Origin of the sequence: Streptomyces albireticuli (assembly GCF_021228125.1) — a bacterium.
Taxonomy (GTDB): domain Bacteria; phylum Actinomycetota; class Actinomycetes; order Streptomycetales; family Streptomycetaceae; genus Streptomyces; species Streptomyces albireticuli.
Genome location: NZ_JAJQQS010000012.1, coordinates 35,890 through 55,593 on the forward strand (window position 1 = coordinate 35,890; position 19,704 = coordinate 55,593).

At 73.1% G+C, this 19,704-nt stretch carries 13 protein-coding genes; 3 read left to right on the forward strand and 10 right to left on the reverse strand.

Annotated features, from left to right (window positions below):
* Window positions 1–61: 61 nt before the first annotated feature.
* Complete coding sequence (locus LUZ64_RS21705) at window positions 62–3,052, reverse strand: putative bifunctional diguanylate cyclase/phosphodiesterase (RefSeq protein WP_372471979.1); 2,991 nt, start codon at window positions 3,050–3,052, stop codon at window positions 62–64.
* A 302-nt stretch (window positions 3,053–3,354) separates the two neighbouring features.
* Complete coding sequence (locus LUZ64_RS21710; RefSeq protein ID WP_095578465.1) at window positions 3,355–4,317, reverse strand: 2-hydroxyacid dehydrogenase; 963 nt, start codon at window positions 4,315–4,317, stop codon at window positions 3,355–3,357.
* 74 nt (window positions 4,318–4,391) lie between these two features.
* On the opposite strand from LUZ64_RS21710, the gene LUZ64_RS21715 reads away from it, so the two are divergent.
* The 3 genes from LUZ64_RS21715 to LUZ64_RS21725 all read left to right on the forward strand — a co-directional run bounded on the left by LUZ64_RS21715 (window position 4,392) and on the right by LUZ64_RS21725 (window position 7,179).
* Window positions 4,392–5,384: an aldo/keto reductase gene (locus LUZ64_RS21715; protein WP_095578464.1), complete on the forward strand. Its 993-nt coding sequence runs from the start codon at window positions 4,392–4,394 to the stop codon at window positions 5,382–5,384.
* 353 nt (window positions 5,385–5,737) lie between these two features.
* Entirely contained in the window at window positions 5,738–6,937 is a 1,200-nt protein-coding gene (locus LUZ64_RS21720; RefSeq protein WP_095578463.1) for a PQQ-dependent sugar dehydrogenase, read from the forward strand.
* A gap of 77 nt (window positions 6,938–7,014) precedes the next feature.
* On the forward strand, window positions 7,015–7,179 hold the full coding sequence (locus tag LUZ64_RS21725; protein WP_170116627.1) for a DUF6191 domain-containing protein: 165 nt from the start codon (window positions 7,015–7,017) through the stop codon (window positions 7,177–7,179).
* Between the two features lie 200 nt (window positions 7,180–7,379).
* On the opposite strand, the gene LUZ64_RS21730 is transcribed toward LUZ64_RS21725, so the two are convergent.
* The 8 genes from LUZ64_RS21730 to LUZ64_RS21765 all read right to left on the reverse strand — a co-directional run bounded on the left by LUZ64_RS21730 (window position 7,380) and on the right by LUZ64_RS21765 (window position 19,552).
* Window positions 7,380–9,599: an MMPL family transporter gene (locus LUZ64_RS21730; protein ID WP_095583627.1), complete on the reverse strand. Its 2,220-nt coding sequence runs from the start codon at window positions 9,597–9,599 to the stop codon at window positions 7,380–7,382.
* Window positions 9,600–9,823: 224 nt separating this feature from the next.
* On the reverse strand, window positions 9,824–11,923 hold the full coding sequence (locus LUZ64_RS21735) for a phosphocholine-specific phospholipase C (RefSeq protein ID WP_095583628.1): 2,100 nt from the start codon (window positions 11,921–11,923) through the stop codon (window positions 9,824–9,826).
* A 582-nt stretch (window positions 11,924–12,505) separates the two neighbouring features.
* On the reverse strand, window positions 12,506–13,087 hold the full coding sequence (locus tag LUZ64_RS21740; protein WP_211304989.1) for an AMIN-like domain-containing (lipo)protein: 582 nt from the start codon (window positions 13,085–13,087) through the stop codon (window positions 12,506–12,508).
* Window positions 13,088–13,298: 211 nt separating this feature from the next.
* Window positions 13,299–14,807 (reverse strand): Asp-tRNA(Asn)/Glu-tRNA(Gln) amidotransferase subunit GatB, encoded by a 1,509-nt coding sequence (gatB, locus tag LUZ64_RS21745; protein WP_095580952.1) that lies wholly within the window; start codon window positions 14,805–14,807, stop codon window positions 13,299–13,301.
* Between the two features lie 13 nt (window positions 14,808–14,820).
* The gene (locus LUZ64_RS21750; RefSeq protein WP_087926136.1) at window positions 14,821–15,060 is read right to left on the reverse strand and encodes a hypothetical protein; all 240 of its coding nucleotides are present in this window, start codon (window positions 15,058–15,060) and stop codon (window positions 14,821–14,823) included.
* 121 nt (window positions 15,061–15,181) lie between these two features.
* A complete protein-coding gene (gene gatA / locus LUZ64_RS21755; protein WP_095580951.1) occupies window positions 15,182–16,681 on the reverse strand; it encodes an Asp-tRNA(Asn)/Glu-tRNA(Gln) amidotransferase subunit GatA in 1,500 nt (499 codons plus the stop codon).
* A 2-nt stretch (window positions 16,682–16,683) separates the two neighbouring features.
* Complete coding sequence (gene gatC / locus LUZ64_RS21760; protein WP_087926138.1) at window positions 16,684–16,980, reverse strand: Asp-tRNA(Asn)/Glu-tRNA(Gln) amidotransferase subunit GatC; 297 nt, start codon at window positions 16,978–16,980, stop codon at window positions 16,684–16,686.
* Window positions 16,981–17,428: 448 nt separating this feature from the next.
* On the reverse strand, window positions 17,429–19,552 hold the full coding sequence (locus tag LUZ64_RS21765; protein WP_095580950.1) for a putative bifunctional diguanylate cyclase/phosphodiesterase: 2,124 nt from the start codon (window positions 19,550–19,552) through the stop codon (window positions 17,429–17,431).
* Window positions 19,553–19,704: the final 152 nt, after the last annotated feature.

The following is a 19,704-nucleotide window of genomic DNA, read 5'->3' on the forward strand; positions in this document are numbered from 1 at the left end:
TTCCAAGTACGAGAATTCGGGTGCGCATGTGGTTGACCCTCCACCCGGCGCATATGCAGTGTCAAGTGGGTGGGACGGGCGTCTCATTATTTGAACGCAATGGAGCATGGGCGAGTGATCCGGCGCCCCCCGCGGCCCCCGATCGGACGACCGGGGAAAGGGCCGCGTTGACGGCGTTGAGCGGGACGTTGACCGCGTTCACCGGGGCGTTCACGGCGAGGTGCACCGGGATGCCGACCGGGAGGTGCCCTCCGGCGTGCCCCGGCACCGCGCCGCCCACGAGGACGCTCCCGCCGTCCACGGCCGGGCCCGGTACCGGATAGGCACCGAGGTCGAGGGCGTGCCGCAGCCGGTGCTCGTCGAGCGGTCCGGCGAAGGCCGCGCCCAGGCCGTGGGTGCACCCCATGGCCCGGAGGGCGAGCGCCTGCTCGGGGACGTCGACGCCGTCGGCGACGGATTGCATGCCGAGGTCGGTGGCGATCCTCAGCAACCCTGCGGTGATCTTGTGCAGCCGTGCGGACTCGACCACTCCGTCGACCAGTCCGCGATCGAGCTTGAGTGTATCGACGGGCAGCCGGCGCAGGGCGCTGATCGCGGCGTATCCGCTGCCGAAACCGTCCAGGGCGATCCGCACGCCCAGCCGGCGCAGCGCGACGAGCCGCCGCTCCAGCTCGTCCAGGGGCACACGGGGATCGCTTCCGGACAGCTCCAGGACGAGCGCGCCGGAGGGCAGGCCGTGCCGGATCAGCAGCCCTTCGAGGTACTTGGGCGGCAGCGACTTGTCCATCAGCCGGCCCGCGGTGAGCCGGACGTACACGGGCGCGGCGTGCCCCGCGCGGCAGCGCTGGGCGGCCTGCTCGACGGCCTTCTCCACCGTCCAGCGGCCCAGCTCGGCGGCGCGCGCGCCTTCGCCGCCCCGCTCGGTCTCGGCCACCCGGAGGTACTCGGCTGGGGTGAAGAGGACGCCCTGGGCGGAGCGCCAGCGCGGCTGGGCGGCGACGGCCGTGATCCGGCCCGTGCCGAGCTCCACGACCGGCTGGTGGAGCAGGGCGAACTCGCCTTCGTGCAGCGCGGTGCGCAGCCGGGTGGCGAGCTCGGCGCGGCGCACCACGTCGGCCTGCATCTGGGGGGCGTAGAGCTCGACGCGGCCCTTGCCCGCCTGCTTGGCGCGGTACATCGCGAGGTCGGCGTTGCGCATCAGCGCGCCGGGGGTGATGCCCGGCTCGGCGAAGGCGACGCCGATGCTGGCGGCGACGCGGACCTCGGTGCCTCCTTCCACGCGGTAGGGCTGGGAGAGGGTGAGCCGCAGCCGGTCGGCGATCTCGTGGATGCGGTACTCACGGGCCTCGGGGTCGCGGGTGCCGTCGCCGATGATCAGCGCGGCGAACTCGTCGCCCCCGAAGCGGGCGGTGCTGTCGCCGGCCCGCACGGAGTCCTGGAGCCGGCGGGCGGCCTGGACCAGGAGTTCGTCGCCCGCCTGGTGGCCCACGGAGTCGTTGACCGCCTTGAAGCCGTCCAGGTCGATGAAGAGCACGGCCGTGCCGGCGTCGGTCGCTCTGCGGCCGGTGAGGGCCTGCTGGACCCGCTTGGTGAACAGGGCGCGGTTGGGCAGGTCGGTGAGCGGGTCGTGCTCGGCGGTGTGCTGGAGCTGGGCCTGGAGACGGACGCGCTCGGTGACGTCGCGGCTGTTGAAGATCAGGCCGCCGTGGTGGCGGTTGACGGTGGACTCGACGTTGAGCCAGTCGCCGGTGCCGGAGCGGAAGCGGCACTCGATGCGGGTGGTGGGCTCCTCCGCGGGTGGCGCGGCGAGGAAGCGGCGCACCTCGTGGACGACCCTGCCGAGGTCCTCCGGGTGGATCAGCGAGGCCAGCTCGGAGCCCACGAGCTCCTCGGCGTCCCGGCCGTAGACGCCGGCGGCGGCGGGGCTGACGTAGCGCAGTATGCCGGTGGGCGCGGCGATCATGATGACGTCGCTGGAGCCCTGCACCAGGGAGCGGAAGTGGTTCTCCTTCTGGGCCAGTTCCTGGGTGAGGGAGATGTTGTCGAGCAGCATGATGCCCTGGCGGATGACCAGGGCCAGGACGACCGAACAGCCGGTGAGGATGACGACGCGGTCGGCGTGGTGGCCGTTGAGGAAGGTGTAGAGGATCCCCAGGGTGCAGACCGCCGCGGCCAGGTACGGCGTGAGGGCGGCGAGGGAGCCGGCGATGGGACGGCTCGGGGTGTGCGCGGCCCTGCGGCCCGCGGCGCCGGTGTCGTCGCCCTTCTCCCGGGCCACCCAGGGGGCGTAGGCCATCAGCATGTAGCCCGCGAACCAGCCGGCGTCGAGGATCTGGCCGGAGCGGTAGTGCGAGCGCAGCAGGGGCGAGGTGAACAGGGCGTCGCACAGGACGGTCAGGGCGAGGGCGGCGATGGCGGTGTTGATGGCCGAGCGGTTGGCCGTGGAGCGCCGGAAGTGGAGCGCCAGGACCATGGAGACCAGGGCGATGTCGAGCAGCGGATAGGCCAGCGAGAGGGCGGCGTGCGCGACGTTCTCGCCCTGGAACTGGGCGGTGTGTGCGAGGGCCAGGCTCCAGGAGAGGGTCAGCAGCGAGCCGCCCGTCAGCCAGGCGTCGAGGGCCAGGCAGACCCAGCCGGCGCGGGTGACGGGCCGGCGGGCGAGGACCAGGAGCCCGATGATGGCGGGCGGCGCGAAGAGCAGGAAGCAGAAGTCGGCCGGGGACGGGGCGGGCACGTCCTGGTCGAGGACGACCTCGTACCAGCCCCAGATGAGGTTGCCGAGGCCGGCCATGGCGGAGGAGGCCGCGAAGAGGAGCCAGGCGAGCCGAAACCTGGTCTTGTGCGTCCTGCCGTACCAGAAGCAGGAGACGGCGGCGAGGGCCGCCGCGCCGCCCAGGCCGAAGTCGCCCATGGCCGAGGCGAGCTCGCTCGACCCCCAGCCGAAGAGGGCGCCCGTGGCGTAGCCGCCGCAGACGAGGGCGAGGAGCAGCGGCGAGGCCGGCCCGGAGCCGCCGCCGGCGCGGCGGGGCAGCGCCGCTCCGGGGGCGCTCACCGCGCCGCCGTCCCGCGCCGGGGCCCGGGGAGGGGGCCTGTCCGGGGGCCGGGCGGTGGCGCCGCGCAGCGGTGCCGTGGTCGGTACGTGAGCCGCGTCGGGTAGATCGTCCATTGGCCGTGCATCGCCCGTCGCCCCCCTCGAGTTCCGGTACTTCGCTGCGGCCGTACGGTGCCCGGCGCAGCCCCCGGTCGGGACGATACACCAGACTCGTCACTCAGGGACATAGTTCATATACATAGCGTAATCGGCAGCGGCGTTATGGACACTCAGTGCAGTCGAACGGTACCTCTACGTGGTAACTAGGGTGCGGTGACTACGACATTTTGCAGTGGCGCGTCCAGGGCGAATCTGGCCAGCTGATCACGCAACAGCCTCTTGGCGCGCGGCGGAAAGGCCGAAGAAGGACCACCCACATGGGGGGTGATGAGCACTCCGGGGGCGCTCCACAACGGATGGCCGGAAGGCAGCGGTTCGGGGTCGGTGACGTCCAGGGCCGCGCGCAGCCGGCCGCTCTCCACCTCGGTGAGCAGGGCCTTGGTGTCGACGACGGGCCCGCGCGCGATGTTCACCAGCAGGGCGCCGTCCTTCATCCGGGCGAGGAAGTCCGCGTCCACCAGGCCGCGGGTCTCCTCGGTGAGCGGGGTCGCGAGGATGACGACGTCGGCGTCGGGGAGCAGGCCGGGCAGCTCCGTGATCGCGTGTACGGGTCCGAGCTCGGCCTCGCGCGGGGAGCGCGCGACGCGCACGACCCGCGCGCACTCAAAGGGCAGGAGCCGGTCCTCGATGGCGCGGCCGATCGAGCCGTAGCCGACGATGAGCACGGACCGGTCCGCGAGCGCGGGCCGGAAGCCCTGCCGCCACTCCCCCGCGTCCTGCGCCCGGACGAAGCCCGGGATGTCCCGCAGGGAGGCGAGGGTGAGGGCGAGCGCCAGCTCGGCGGTGCTGGTGTCGTGCAGGCCGCGGGCGTTGCACAGCAGGGCGCCCGAGGGCAGCAGACCCACGGACGGCAGGATGTGGTCGAGGCCCGCGGTGAGCGTCTGCACGACGCGCAGGCCGGTCATCCGGGACAGGGGGCGGACACAGACGTCACCGCTCGTCACGTAGGGCGGGACGTAGAAGGCGCACCGGGCGGGATCGGTGGGGTAGTCGGGCTCGCCGTTCCAGTAGGCGTAGTCCAGGCCCGCCGGGAGCCCTTCGATCTCGCCGGGCGGGATGGGCAGCCAGGCCAGAGGGCGGGCGGAACCGCTGTCATCTGCACTCATGCCTGGAGGCTATGCGAAGAGGCACCGCCCGCAGAGGTTAGTTTTGAGGGCGAGGAACGGGAGGGGAACGGCCGGTGGAGCGCAGGACAATCGGCGCGTCGGCGCTCGAGGTGGGGGCGATCGGCCTGGGCTGCATGCCCATGCACTGGGCGTACACGGCCTCTCAGCGGAGCGGCGAGGGCGCGCTGCGCGCGGTGCACGCGGCGCTCGACGCCGGGACGACGCTGCTGGACACCGCGGACATGTACGGGCCGTTCACCAATGAGCTCCTGGTGGGGCGGGCGTTGCGGGAGCGGCGTTCGGAGGCGTTCATATCGACCAAGTGCGGCCTGCTGGTGGGTGAGCAGCACGTGGTCGCCAACGGCCGGCCGGGCTATGTGAAGCGGGCCTGCGACGCCTCGCTGCGCCGGCTCCAGACCGATGTCATCGACGTCTACCAGTTGCACCGGCCCGACCCGGAGGTGCCGGTCGAGGAGACCTGGGGCGCGATGGCGGAGCTGGTCTCCGCGGGGAAGGTGCGCGCCCTGGGCTGGTGCGCGATCGGCGCCCGTACGCACCGCAGGTCGCGGGCCGGGCTGTACGACGCCACGATCCGGCAGCTGGAGCGGGTGCAGCAGGTCTTCCCGGTGAGCTGTGTGCAGGCGGAGCTGTCCGTGTGGTCGCGCGAGGCGCTGGACTCCCTGGTCCCGTGGTGCGCCTCGCGGGGCGTCGGCGTGCTGGCGGCGATGCCCCTGGGGAACGGTTTCCTCAGCGGCACGCTCACCCCGGGCCAGGGCTTCGAACCGGAGGACGTCCGGGCCCGCCACCCGCGCTTCACGGCCGAGATGATGGCCTCCAACCAGCCGGTCGTGGCCGGTCTCCGGCGTGTCGCGCGCCGCCACGGGGCGACGGCGGCGCAGGTCGCGCTGGCGTGGGTGCTGGCGCAGGGGCGGCACGTGGTGCCGGTGCCGGGCACGAAGAAGGAGCGGTGGGCGGTGGAGAACGCGGGGGCCTCCGGCGTCCGGCTGGAGGCGGAGGACCTGGCGGAGATAGGGGCGTTGCCGCGGGCGATGGGGTCGTGGGACTGAAGCGGGACGCGAACGGGCGGGGGATCCGGCCCGGGCGGCGTTCGAGGACCGGGGCCCGGGGCGGAGAGGTGACGGGGGCCGGCCTGTCCGGCAGTCAAGGGCCGGGGACCGGGGCGGAGAGGTGACGGGGGACCGCACGCGGCCGAGCCGCACAGCGGCTGGGGGCAGCTCCCGGCGGTAGCCGCGGGAGGGAAGGGGCGGGGCCGGGGAAGAGCACGCGCGGCGTGACGCGTTCGGACGCGGGGACGTCGTTCCGGACCACCGCCAAGGGCCGCCGGCTCGACACGCTCGTACGCGCGGGCGACCGTGTATAAGGAACAGCAGCCGCACCCGCCACGGCGAGAGGACCGCCCATGCGCCGCACCCCCCGCACTCTCCTCGCCGTCGCCGCGCTGACCGGCCTCCTGGCCGCCGCCGGCTGCTCCGACGACGGCGCTCCCCTCCCCGGCCGCGATCTGCCCGGCGCGTCCTCCGGCGCCAAGTCGCCGGGCGCGGGCGGCCCTTCGGGTGCCGCGGCCACCGAGCCGCCCGCCGCCCCCGCCAAGGGTTCCGTGAAGGTCGTGCGTACGCTCGCCGCCAAGCTCACGTCGCCTTGGGGGCTGGCCGCGCTGCCCGGCGGGGATCTGCTGGTGGGCTCCCGGGACACGGGGAAGATCGTCCGGATCTCGGCGAAGGACGGCGCGCAGAGCGAGGTCGGTACGGTGCCCGGGGTCGCCGCGGGAGGCGACGGCGGCGAGGGCGGCCTGCTGGGTCTGGCCGTCTCCCCCGGCTTCGCCACCGATCGCCTGGTGTACGCGTACTTCACCACCGACTCGGACAACCGGATCGCGCGGATGCGTTACGACGACGGCAAGCCCGCGGACCGGCGGCTGGGCGCGCCGAGCACGGTCTTCCGGGGCATCCCCAAGGGCGCGGTCCACAACGGCGGCCGGATCGCCTTCGGCCCGGACCGGATGCTCTACGCGGGCACCGGCGAGAGCGGCGAGCGCGGCCTCGCCCAGGACCCGGAGTCCTTCGGCGGGAAGATCCTGCGGATGACGCCGGACGGCGCCCCGGCACCCCGCAACCCGCGGGTGGACTCGGTGGTCTGGTCGTCCGGCCACCGCAATGTGCAGGGCCTGGCCTGGGACGCGGAGAAGAGGCTGTGGGCCTCGGAGTTCGGCCAGAACACCTGGGACGAGCTCAACCTCGTCGTGCCGGGCGGGAACTACGGCTGGCCGACGGTGGAGGGCAAGGCGGGCAAGGCCGGTGAGCAGGGGTTCAAGGACCCCGTGGAGCAGTGGAGCACGGCCGACGCGTCGCCCAGCGGCCTCGCCTGGGCGAAGGGCTCCCTGTGGATGGCGGGCCTGCGGGGCGAACGGCTGTGGCGGATCCCGCTGCGCGGCGCGAAGCCGGTGGCGGAGCCGCAGGCGTTCCTCAAGGGCGAGTACGGCCGGCTCCGCACGGTGGTCGCCACGGACGACGGCGGGCTGTGGCTGACGACGAGCAATACGGACGGCCGGGGGCGGCCGGGCGGCGAGGACGACCGCGTCCTGCGGCTGGAAGTGAGCTGACGGCCTCCGCGCGGATTCACATGGCCCGTACAACCGTCTGCGTACACTGGAGTGACGGTGCCGCGACGGGAGTTGACATGTTCAACCTGATGGAAGAGCTCTTCGTGCCGGGTCGCAAGCACACCGAGGAGGAGCGGAACCGCCTGGAGCTGGTACGGGAGGACGCGGGGGACGCGGATCCCGGGAAGGGGCCGGTGGACCTCGACTCGGGTCATGTGGTGATACGGCCCCGGCGGGGGTGACGGCGGCGGCTTGTTCCCCAGCCCCGCCCCTTCCCGTAACCGGGGACTTCGCCCCCGGGCCCCCTTTTCCGCGCTACCGCGCGGTGTCCTCAAGCGCCGGACGGGCTGATTTCAGCCCGTCCGGCGATTGAGGACATTCGGGAAGGGGCGGGTAGGGGAAAAGGCCCGCCGCAGGCGCACCCCCGTACCCCCACCCGCACCTACACCCGCACCCGCTCCCGCTCCCGCGCAGCCCCCTCCGAAACCACCCGCACCGGCACCACCACAGGCACCCCCACCGGCTCCGGCGGCTCGATGCTCACGCGCGGCAGCAGCCGGTCCAGCCATCCCGGCAGCCACCAGTTCGCACTGCCCAGCATGTGCATCAGGGCCGGCACCAGCAGCGTCCGGAGGACGAAGGCGTCCAGGGCCACCGCCGCCGCGAGGCCGATGCCGAACATCGCGATGACGCGGTCACCGCTCAGCACGAACGCGAGGAAGACCGAGATCATGATGACCGCGGCGGAGTTGATCACGCGGCTGGTCTCCGCGAGGCCCACCCGGACCGCGCGGCGGTTGTCCCGGGTGGCCAGCCACTCCTCGTACATCCGGCTGACCAGGAAGACCTGGTAGTCCATGGAGAGGCCGAAGAGCACCGAGACCATGACGACCGGCAGGAACGGCTCGATCGGGCCCGCGCCGCCGAGGCCGAGCAGCTCGCTGCCCCAGCCCCACTGGAAGATCGCGACGATCAGGCCGAAGGAGGAGGCGACGGCGGCGATGTTCATCACCGCGGCCTTCAGGGGGATGCCGATGCTGCGGAAGGCCAGCAGCAGGAGCAGGCAGCCCAGGCCCACGACCGTACCGACGAAGAGCGGCAGCTTGCCGAGGATGACACCGGCGAAGTCGTCGTAGCTCGCGGTCAGGCCGCCGACATGGACGTCCACGCCGGTGCGGTCCATGGCCCGGGGCAGGACCGTGCCGCGCAGCCGCTCCACGAGCTCGCTGGTGTCACTCGACTGGGGCGAGGTGGTCGGGACCACGGTGATCACGCCGGTATCACCGCTGCCGCTGAGGACCGAGGGGCTCGCGGACGCCACGCCTTCGGTGTGGCGCAGGGTGTCGGGCAGGCGGTTGAAGGCGAGCCGGTCGGCGGCGCCGTCGAGGTCGGCGACCAGGGTCAGCGGGCCGTTGACACCGGGGCCGAAGCCCGCGCCGAGCATGTCGTAGGCCTGGCGGGTGGTGCTGGTGGCCGGGTTGTTGCCCTGGTCGGAGGTGCCGAGGTGGAGGGAGAGCGTCGGCAGGGCGAGGACGAGCATGACGCCCGCCGCGACCGTGCCCAGCAGCTTGGGGTGGCGCTCGACGAAGCCGGACCAGCGGGCGGCGAGCCCGGTGAGCGCCTCGGTGCGCGGTCCCCGCTCGGCCAGCCGGCGGCGCTCGCGGCGGCTGAGGGCCCGGTGGCCGATCAGGCCGAGCAGCGCGGGCAGCAGGGTGACGGAGGCGGCGACGGTGAGGACGACCGTGAGCGAGGCGGCTATCGCGACGCCGTTGAGGAAGCTGAGCCGCAGGATGAGCATGCCGAGCAGCGCCACGCATACGGTGCCGCCCGCGAAGACGACGGCCCGCCCGGTGGTGGCGACGGCCCGCTCGGCCGCCTCGGCCACGGACAGGCCGGCCCGCAGGCCCTTGCGGTGCCGGGTGACGATGAACAGGGCGTAGTCGATGCCGACGCCGAGCCCGATGAGCGTGCCGAGCATCGGCGCGAAGTCGGCGACCTTCATCAGGTGGCCGAGCAGGACGGTGCCCATGGCGGCCGTGCCGACGCCGACGAGCGCCGTGGCGATGGGCAGCAGGCTGGCGGCGAGCGAGCCGAAGACGACGAACAGCACCACCGCCGCCACCAGCACGCCGATGATCTCGCTGAGGTGGCCGCTCCTGGCCTCCGTCGTCGCGATCGAGCTGCCGCCCAGCGCGACCTGGAGATCGTCCGTGGCGGCGCCGCGCGCGGTGTCGACGACCTTCCGGACCAGCTTCTTGTCCGGGCCGCCGGCGTCGACGGCGAAGGTCAGGGAGGCGTAGGCGGTGTGCCCGTCGGGGCTGACGCGGGCGGCGCCGTCGGCGCCGTACGGGCCGCTGACGGCGGTGACCCCCGGGAGCTCCGCGATCTCGCGCAGGGCGGTGGTCATGCGCTGCTCGACGGCGGCGGCGCGCACGGTGCCGGAGTCGGTGTGCCAGACGACCGTGTCGTCGCCGGTGCCGTCGGGGAACGCCTTGTGGAGCAGGGCGGTGGCCCGGGCGGACTCGGTGCCGGGCACGCCGTAGTCGTTGGAGTAGCTCGAGCCGGCGAACGTCGCGGCGGCGCCGGTGCCCAGCAGGGCGACGAGCCAGAGGACGATGACGGCGAAGCGGCGGCGCAGGCACCACCGGGCAAGTGAGGTCATTCCCTGCTCTTCCCGGGTATCGCGTCGATCTCGCCGGGAAATGACCCGTGGTGCCGAGCGCTGGGGCTTCTGGAGCGGATGGCCCCACCGGCGTCCGGACCGGCGGCTGAGCGGTTCGGGAGGGGGGCTCTCTCGCCACTGTGGCAGGGGAAAAAGATCCTTTGTCCCCTTTGTGGGTTACCCCACACAGGGGACGAAGGGGCGCGGGCCGGGGAGCGGACGTGTCAGCCGGTGACGGATTCCTCCCCGTTCTCGATGTGTCCCATCAGGCGTCGCTTGAACGAGGGGTCTTCCGCCGCCGTGAGAACGAGGTCGTACCAGCCGCCCGCCGGGCCCGCGGGGTGCGGCAGGGTGCGCGTCGAGCCCGGCGCGAGCGTCACCGTGCGGGGCGCGCCACCGCCGTAGCCGTCGGCGCCCAGGGTGAGCGTGAGGGGCTTGTCGCCCTCGACACCCTGGTGGGTGAGGGTGAGGTGGAGCTCGCGCCGGGCCGCGTCGAGGCGGGTGGCCAGGCGCAGCCGGGCGGCCGCGCCGCGCGCCGTGCCCTCGTACTCGCGCCGGAAGCCGTTCGGCCCGGTCACCGTGAAGCGGTACGCGCCCTTCTTCAGCGGTACGGACACGGAGGCGGTGCCCCGGACGTCGCGGTGGAGGGGCGCCGCGTACTCGCCGGCGTACGGGTACAGGGCGAAGTGCGCGCTGGAGGTGCCGGTGTTCCGCAGCTCCAGGGCGAAGACGGAGCCGTCGGCGGACTGCGCGCCGTCCGCGTCGGGCTGGTACGGCAGCGCACGCGCCGGGCGGGTGCCGGGCTCCTGGCGGGGCACGCGCTGCTCGGCGGGCGGTTTCGGGCTCCAGCGCCCGGTGAAGGGCGGTACGGGGCCGGGGGCCGTCACGGAGGGCAGCGGGCGGCCGCGGGTGAAGTCGAAGGCGCCGGTCAGGTCGCCGCAGACGGTGCGCCGCCAGGCGCTGATATTGGGCTCCCGGACCCCTGTCCAGCGCTCCAGGAAGCGGACGACCGAGGTGTGGTCGAAGACCTCGGAGCAGGCGTAGCCGCCGAGCGACCAGGGGGAGACGACGAGCATGGGCACCCGGACGCCGAGGCCGACGGGGCGGCCCTGCCAGAACTCCCCGGGGGTACCGGCCGGGGGCACCGGCGGCGGCACGTGGTCGAAGAAGCCGTCGTTCTCGTCGTAGGTGAGGAAGAGCGCCGTGCGGCGCCAGACCTCCGGGTTACGGCCGAGCGCGTCGAGCACCTTGTAGACGATCGAGGCGCTGGCGACGGGCGAGGACGAGCCGGGGTGCTCGGAGTCGGCGGCGGAGGGGACGAGGTAGGAGACCCGCGGCAGCGTCCCGGCGGCCACGTCGGCGGCGAAGGCGGTGGCCAGGGAGCCGGGCTCGCCGCGGTGCAGGGCGCGCCGGAAGAGGGTGCGGTCGGCGGGGTCCAGGGCGTTCACGCCCTCGTCGAGCAGGGCCAGCAGCCGCTTGCGACCGGCCTCGTCCGCGGCGGCCGCCTTCTCGTAGAACGCGGTCATGGTGCGCACGCCGCCGACCTTGGCGAGGGCCTTGCGCGCGACGGCCTTGAAGCTCGCGAAGAACTCCAGGTTGTTGTCGGTGAAGTTGTCCCACTCCTGGTAGACCTGCCAGCCGACGCCCGCCTTCTGGAGGCGCTCGGCGTAGGTGGTCCAGGAGTAGCCGGGGTGGGTGTCCTCCGCGTAGGCGTCGTTGCCGACGGCGCGGGCGCCGCCCGGCTCGAAGCCGGTCCAGCCGCTGACCAGGTGGTTGCGGTTGGGGCTGGTGGAGGAGTGGATCGAGGAGTGGTACGCGTCGCAGATGGTGAAGGTGTCCGCGAGCTCGTGGTGCAGCGGGATGTCGGCGCGGTCGTAGTGGGCCATGGTCGCGGCGGACTTGGCGCCGACCCAGCCGTCCGTCCAGCCGTCGCGCCAGGCCTTGAAGCCACCGTTCCAGCTGTGGTCGAGGGCGCCGATGTACTGGAGGTCCTTGCGCTGCGCGGCGGCGGCCTCCCGGACCGAAAAGGGCAGGACGCGGCCGGCCGGGCCGGGCTGCTCGAAGACGCTCGCGCCGTCGGGCAGCCGGACGGCGTTGCGGTCGGCGTAGCCGCGTACGCCGCGGAGGGTGCCGAAGTAGTGATCGAAGGAACGGTTCTCCTGCATCAGGACGACGACGTGCCGGATGTCGGCGAGGCCGCTCCCCCGGCCCGGGGCGGCGGGCCGGGCCGCGATCGCCTCGCGGAGGGAGGGCGGCAGCAGCGAGCCCGCGGCGGCGAGGCCGGCGGCGCCGGCGCCGAGCGCGAGGGCGCGTCTGCGGGAGATGTGGGTGCGGGAGATGTGGGTGCGGGTGCCGCCGCTTGTGGCGGTGTCCGTGCCGGTTTCCGTGCCGGTTTCCGTGCCGGGCCGCGGGTTTCCGTCTCCGTACGACACGTGTGCCTCCCCTTCGGCGGCCGACGGTCCCGGCCCGGGGGGTCCGGGGCGGCGTGGGCTACCGGCGGGGACGGTAGTTCGGTGGGGTGACGGAGGGAAGGCGTGGGGTGGGAGCGGGGGTGAACGGCGGGGTTCGCGGTCGGGTGGGCGGGGGTGAGGGTGCGGGGTGGGGGCGCGCGGTGGGGTGCCGCTGCGCGGGGCCTTTCCCCTACCCGCCCCTTCCCGAATGTCCTCAAACGCCGGACGGGCTGAGTTGTTGCCCGGAACCGGGCGAGTTCAGCCCGTCCGGGGGCACCTCCTGGGGGCACCCCCAGCGGTAGCTGGGGGAGGTAGCTGGGGGAGCTTGAGGACCGGGGCCCGGGGCGGAGCCCCGCCACGCGGCGGAGCCGCACATCGGATGCTTCGGGAAGGGGCGGGGCTGGGGAAAGGCCCCGCGCAGCGGCACCGCCCCGCCCGGACAGCCCCCGTCACCCCCTACCGCACCGTGTTCCACCCGTGCGCCACATCCACCACCACCCGGTCCCCCCACTGGAACACCCGGAACGGCAACCGCGCCCGGACCCCCAGCCCGATCTGCGTGTCGCCCTCGAAGCTGCTCGCATAGCGCGTGTCGCGGAACGTGCGGTAGCCGGAGACGTCCACGCCGCGGAGCGGCTGGCCGACGCGGCCGGGGTAGGTCTGCTTGCCCGAGAGCGGGTCGTAGCTCGGCGCGGCCACCCTGACCTCCAGGATCGCGCCGCCGCCGACCGGGACCGGCTCGCCCGAGCCGTCCTGGAACAGCTTGTCGACGTAGGCCACGCGGTACCCGACCGGGCGGCCGTCCGCGGTCGGCACGTCGAAGACCAGACGGTCGTAGCACTCGTGCTGCCCGGCCCTGATGTCCGTCAGCGGCTTGTACGACGTGTCCCTGCTGACCTTGGTGAGGCTTCCCCAGCCCACGTCGCAGCGCGCCGTGGCCGCCTGGTCCCGCTCGGCCGCGGTGGCCGAAACCGTCGTGGCGGTGATCCCCGCGCCCGCCAGCACGAGCGCCGTCAGCGCTCTGCTCCACCGTCGCATAACTACCCCCAGGCATCGATCGCGGACACATTGTGGGCCCGCACCTCGCGATCATGCCGGACCGGTTCGACGCGCGTGGGACACACCGTTCAATTCCGGCCAACTATGGCTGATCGCAGCTGATTTCGGTTATACGACAGTGTGAACGCCGAGGGCCGCCCCTTCCAGAGGAAGGGACGGCCCTCGTGCACCGGGCGGCCCGGAGGACGGATCAGCCCTCGACGCCCAGCTTCTCCAGGATCAGCTCGCGCACCCGCGCCGCGTCGGCCTGGCCGCGGGTGGCCTTCATGACCGCGCCGACGAGCGCGCCCGCCGCCGCGACCTTGCCGGAGCGGATCTTGTCGGCGATGCCGGCGTTGGCCGCGATGGCCTCGTCGACGGCCGTGCCCAGCGCGCCCTCGTCGGAGACGACCGCGAGACCGCGCCCGGCGACGACCGCGTCCGGGTCGCCCTCGCCCGCGAGCACGCCCTCGATGACCTGGCGGGCCAGCTTGTCGTTGAGCGAACCCTCGGCGACCAGGGCGCACACCCGCGCGACCTGCTCCGGGGTGATCTCCAGCGCCGCGAGGTCCGTACCGGCCTCGTTGGCCCGGCGGGCCAGCTCGCCCATCCACCACTTACGGGCGGAGGCCGCGTCGGCACCCGCGTCGATCGTGGCGACGATCAGGTCGACGGCACCGGCGTTGAGGATCGACTGCATGTCGTGCTCGGAGACGCCCCACTCCTCGCGGAGCCGGTTGCGGCGCACGCGCGGCAGCTCGGGCAGCTCCTTGCGGAGCTCCTCCACCCACTCCCGGGCGGGAGCGACCGGCACCAGGTCCGGCTCGGGGAAGTAGCGGTAGTCCTCGGCGTTGTCCTTGATGCGACCCGCCGTGGTCGACCCGTCCTCCTCGTGGAAGTGCCGGGTCTCCTGCACGATCGTGCCGCCGGAGGACAGCACCGCCGCGTGCCGCTGGATCTCGAAGCGCGCCGCGCGCTCGACGGAGCGCAGGGAGTTGACGTTCTTCGTCTCCGAGCGGGTACCGAACTCCTTGGTCCCGTTCGGGCGCAGGGAGAGGTTCACGTCGCAGCGCATCTGGCCCTGCTCCATGCGGGCCTCGGAGACGCCGAGCGCCTTGATGAGCTCGCGCAGCTCGGCGACGTACGCCTTGGCGACCTCGGGGGCCCGCTCGCCCGCGCCCTCGATCGGCTTGGTGACGATCTCGATGAGCGGGATGCCCGCGCGGTTGTAGTCCAGCAGGGAGTGCGAGGCGCCGTGGATGCGGCCGGTCGCGCCACCCACGTGGGTGGACTTGCCGGTGTCCTCCTCCATGTGGGCGCGCTCGATCTCCACGCGGAAGACCTCGCCGTCCTCCAGCTGCACGTCGAGGTAGCCGTTGAAGGCGATGGGCTCGTCGTACTGGGAGGTCTGGAAGTTCTTCGGCATGTCCGGATAGAAGTAGTTCTTCCGGGCGAAGCGACACCACTCGGCGATCTCGCAGTGCAGCGCGAGACCGATCTTCACGGCCGACTCGACGCCGACCGCGTTGACGACCGGCAGCGAGCCGGGCAGGCCGAGGCAGGTGGGGCAGGTCTGCGAGTTGGGCTCGGCGCCCAGCTCCGTGGAGCACCCGCAGAACATCTTGGTCTTGGTGCCGAGCTCGACATGGACCTCAAGGCCCATGACGGGGTCGTAGGAAGCCAGCGCGTCCTCGTACGACACCAGTTCAGTGACGGTCACGGAAAATAACCCTTCAGTCCGCGAGGACGTCGTCGCTGCTCATCCGGCGCAGCTCACGCACGAGCAGGGCGACACCGGTGGCGATGGCGGCGGCGGAGACGACGGCGTCCACGAGCTGGAGCGTGTCGCTCTCGCCGCGGGCCTTCTTCGCCTGCTTGATGACACTCACCGCGCCGAACAGCGTGGTGCCGATGGACAGGTAGGTACCGGGCTTGGACTTCTTGAAGCCCTTGGCCTTCTCCAGCTTGCTCACTCTGCCTCCTCGTTCTCCCCCAGAGCCTGAACGGCCTGGGAGGTGCCCCCATCTCCGCCCACGCGGCGCAGAGGTGCGGCAATCAGGGTGATCTGCGACCCGGCGGCCGCATGTGCGTCGCTCACAGTGCGGGTGCCTCCTCCAGCAGAGCGTGTCCCCAACGGGCGTTGAACGCGGCCTCGACCGCGGCGCCCACCCGGTAGAGCCGGTCGTCGGCCATGGCGGGCGCGATGATCTGCAGACCGACCGGCATGCCGTCCTCGGGCGCCAGGCCGCAGGGCAGCGACATGGCGGCGTTGCCGGCCAGGTTGGTCGGGATGGTGCACAGGTCGGCGAGGTACATCGCCATCGGGTCGTCCGCGCGCTCGCCGATCGGGAACGCCGTGGTGGGCGTGGTCGGCGAGATCAGCACGTCGACACCGCCCTCGCCGAACGCCTTCTCGAAGTCCCGCGTGATGAGGGTGCGGACCTTCTGCGCGGAGCCGTAGTACGCGTCGTAGTAGCCGGAGCTCAGGGCGTACGTACCGAGGATCACACGGCGCTTGACCTCGTCGCCGAAGCCGGCCTCGCGGGTGAGCGCGGTGACCTCCTCGGCGGACTTCGTGCCGTCGTCGCCGACCCGCAGGCCGTAGCGCATGGCGTCGAAGCGGGCCAGGTTGGAGGAGCACTCGGACGGCGCGATCAGGTAGTACGCGGCCAGGGCGAGGTCGAAGGAGGGGCAGTCCACCTCGACGACCTCGGCACCGAGCTCCTTGAGCAGCTCGACGGACTCGTCGAAGCGCTGGAGGACACCGGCCTGGTAGCCCTCGCCGCGGAACTGCTTGACGACGCCGACGCGCATGCCCTTGACGTCGCCGTTCCGGGCCGCCTCGACGACCGGCGGGACCGGGGCGTCGATGGAGGTGGAGTCCAGCGGGTCGTGGCCGGCGATGACCTCGTGCAGCAGGGCCGCGTCCAGGACCGTACGGGCGCAGGGACCGCCCTGGTCGAGGGAGGACGAGAAGGCGACCATGCCGTAGCGGGAGACCGCGCCGTAGGTCGGCTTGACGCCGACGGTGCCGGTGACGGCGGCGGGCTGGCGGATGGAACCGCCGGTGTCCGTGCCGATGGCCAGGGGGGCCTCGTACGACGCCAGGGCGGCGGAGGAGCCGCCTCCGGAACCGCCGGGGATCTTGGTCAGGTCCCAGGGGTTGCCGGTGGGGCCGTAGGCGCTGTTCTCGGTCGAGGACCCCATGGCGAACTCGTCCATGTTGGTCTTGCCGAGGATGACGACGTCGGCTTCCTTGAGCCGGCGGGTCAGCGTCGCGTCGTACGGCGGGATCCAGCCTTCGAGGATCTTGGAACCGACGGTGGTCGGGATCCCCTTGGTGGTGAAGATGTCCTTGAGCGCGAGCGGGACGCCGGCCAGCGGGCCGAGCTTCTCGCCGCGGGCGCGCTTCTCGTCGACGGCGCGGGCCTGCGCGAGGGCGCCCTCGCGGTCGACGTGCAGGAAGGCGTTGACCTTCTCGTCGACGGCCTCGATACGGGCCAGGTGGGCCTCGGTCACCTGGACGGCGGTGACCTCGCCCGAGGCGATCTTCGCGGCGATCTCGGCCGCGGTCAGCTTGATCAGGTCAGTCATGGTCAGTCCTCCCCCAGGATCTGCGGCACCTTGAAACGCTGCTGCTCCTGGGCCGGGGCGCCGGAGAGCGCCTCCTGCGGGGTCAGCGACGGACGGATCTCGTCCGGGCGCATGACGTTGGTCAGCGGCAGCGGGTGGGACGTCGGCGGTACGTCCTGGTCGGCGACCTCGGAGACGCGGGCGACCGCGCCGATGATGTCGTCGAGCTGTCCGGCGAAGTGGTCGAGCTCTTCGTCCTTGAGCTCCAGACGTGCCAGCCGGGCGAGGTGGGCGACCTCCTCGCGCGTGATGCCAGGCATGCGGCGATCCTCAGGGTTCGTGACGGTTTCTGGGCGGGTTGTGCGCCCAATCCTATGGCGCCGCGGCATGTGCCCGCGAAACGCTTTCCTTCCGGTCCGGCATGGGGGTGCGCGGCGGGGGCCTCGGCGGCCGGCGGCGGGCTCCCGGGCGCGCCCCGCGGGCGGCCTTTCCCCAGCCCCGCCCCTTCCCGAACCGGGGCTCCGCCCCGGACCCCGGTCCTCAAACGCCGGACGGGCTGAGTTGTCGCCCGGCACGGGCGGAAAGGCGAGCCCGGACCGGGCGAAAATCCAGCCCGGCCGGCGTTTGAGGCCACCGCGCGTCAGCGCGGAACCGGGGGCCCGGGGGCCTCCCCGGTTTCGGGAAGGGGCGGGGCTGGGGAAAAGCCCGCCGGAACGCGAGCCCGCCGGAACGCCCGGACACCCGTCACCCACCCCGCCCCGGACAAGGTCACGTCACCGGCTGATCCGCTTCCTCCTCCGACGGCTGGAGCACCGGCCGGTCCGCCGGCTGCGCCGCCGGGACGCGGTCGGCCTCGCGGTGCCAGCCGCTCTCCCCGCGCAGGCGGAGCCACGCCGTCGTCTCGTCCGGCGGCATCGCGGCGGCGACCAGCCAGCCCTGGACGGCGTCGCAGCCCAGGTCGCGCAGGCGCTCCCAGGTCTCGTCGTCCTCGACGCCCTCCGCGACGACGAGCAGGCCCAGCGAGTGTGCGAGGTCCAGCGTGCAGCGGACGATCTCCGCGTCCTCGTTGTCGATGGCGAGGCGGGCCACGAAGGAGCGGTCGATCTTCAGCTCGCTCACCGGGAGGCGGCGCAGGTGCACGAGCGAGGAGTAGCCCGTGCCGAAGTCGTCCAGGGACATCTTCACGCCGTGCCCGGTCAGCCCGGCGAGCGTGTCCGCGGCGCGCTGCGGGTCCTCCAGGAGGACGTGCTCCGTTATCTCCAGCTGGAGCGCCCCCGGCGGGACCCCGTGGCGGGCGAGCCGGGCCGCGACCGAACCCGCGAACCCGGGGGTGTGAACGTCGCGGGGCGAGACGTTGACGGCCACCGGCACCTCCAGGCCCATCGCCCGCCACTTCGCGACCTGGCCGAGCGCCGTCTCCAGGACGTACTCGGTCAGCCGCGGCATCAGTCCGGAGGACTCGGCTATCGCGATGAACTCGTCCGGCGAGACCCGGCCCCGCTCGGGGTGCACCCAGCGGACCAGCGCCTCCAGGCCCTCCACATGGCCGTCGAAGCCGACCTTCGGCTGGTAGTGCAGCTCCACGTCGCCCGCGTCGAGCGCGCGGCGCAGGTCGCCCAACAGGCCCAGCCGGTCGGGGGTGTTGCCGTCGCGGCGGGCCTCGTAGACCTCGACGCCGCTGCGGTCGCGCTTGGCCTGGTACATCGCCACGTCCGCGCGGCGGAGCAGGCCCTCCGCGTCGAGCGCGTGGTCGGGGTAGACGGCGACACCGGCGCTGGCCTCCAGGACGAGGGTGAGCCCGTCCAGGTCGAGGGGGGAGCCGAGGGCGGCGACGAGCGAACGCGCCACGCGCTGGGCGCTGGTGAGGGAGTCGGCGACGGGGAGCAGCACCGCGAACTCGTCGCCGCCGAGCCGGGCCGCCTCCGCGTCGCGCGGCAGGGCGAGGCGGAGGCGTTCGGCTATCTGGAGGAGCAGCCGGTCCCCGGCGAGGTGGCCGAGGGTGTCGTTGACGGACCGGAAGCGGTCGAGGTCTATCAGGACGAGCGCGGACCGGGACCCGGCCCGCTCGGCCTCGTCGAGCGCGGTCCAGGTGCGCTCCAGCAGCCACTGGCGGTTGGGCAGCCCGGTGAGCGGGTCCCGGAGCTGCTCCTCGGCGCGGGCGCGGGCGATCCACAGCGTGGAGTCGAGGGCGATCAGCGGGACGGCGAAGAGCGGCAGCAGCAGCGGCGCGTGGTCGGCGACGACGGCGATCAGCGGGGCGATGCCGAGCAGGGCGCCGCCGACCAGGGCCTGCCGGACGAGCGCGGTGCGGGCGATGCTGGTGAGGCCGGTGCGCGGGGCCATGGAGTACCAGAGCAGGGCCCGGGTGACGGCCAGGTACATGAACGCGGCCAGGGCGATCTTGGGGATGGCGGTGAGCGGCCAGGTGTCGGGCAGCCAGGGGTGCTCGACGGTGGCGACGACCCCGCAGGCGGCGAGGGCCAGGCCCGCGGCCCCGATGCCGAGGATGTCGACGGCGCCGTGGAGTAACGCCTGCCGCCATCGGTGGCGGCGCGCGGTGGCGACGAGCAGCACCACGGCCATGCTGATCAGGACGGCGGGCAGCCAGCCGTAGAGCAGCAGGACGGCGAGGGTGAGCGCGGCTCCCGAGCCCGTGCCGCCCCACCAGCGGTCCCGCCCGAGGGCGACGAGGTGGGCGACGATCAGGGCGGTGAGGGTGGCGAGGGCCCAGCCGACGGTGTGCCGGGGGAACACGGCGTGGCCCGCGCCGAGGACACGGCAGATACCGGCCGCCAGGGCGACCGCGGCCACGGTGACGCAGACGGTCGGCAGCGCGGGCGGAGGGACCCGGCGCAGCCGAGATACCGGTTCGGCGCTGTCGGTGGGTTTCATGCCCGTCCCTCTCACAGCCGGCGGTGCCCGCGCCACGGCAGGCGCACATCTCAACAGTAGGCCGCAGAAGGCTACGACGGGCAGCGATCGGCAGCGGTTGCCCGATTGGGATACGGCCTCTTGTAGCCATCTGGTAAGCGCTGTAGGGGTAA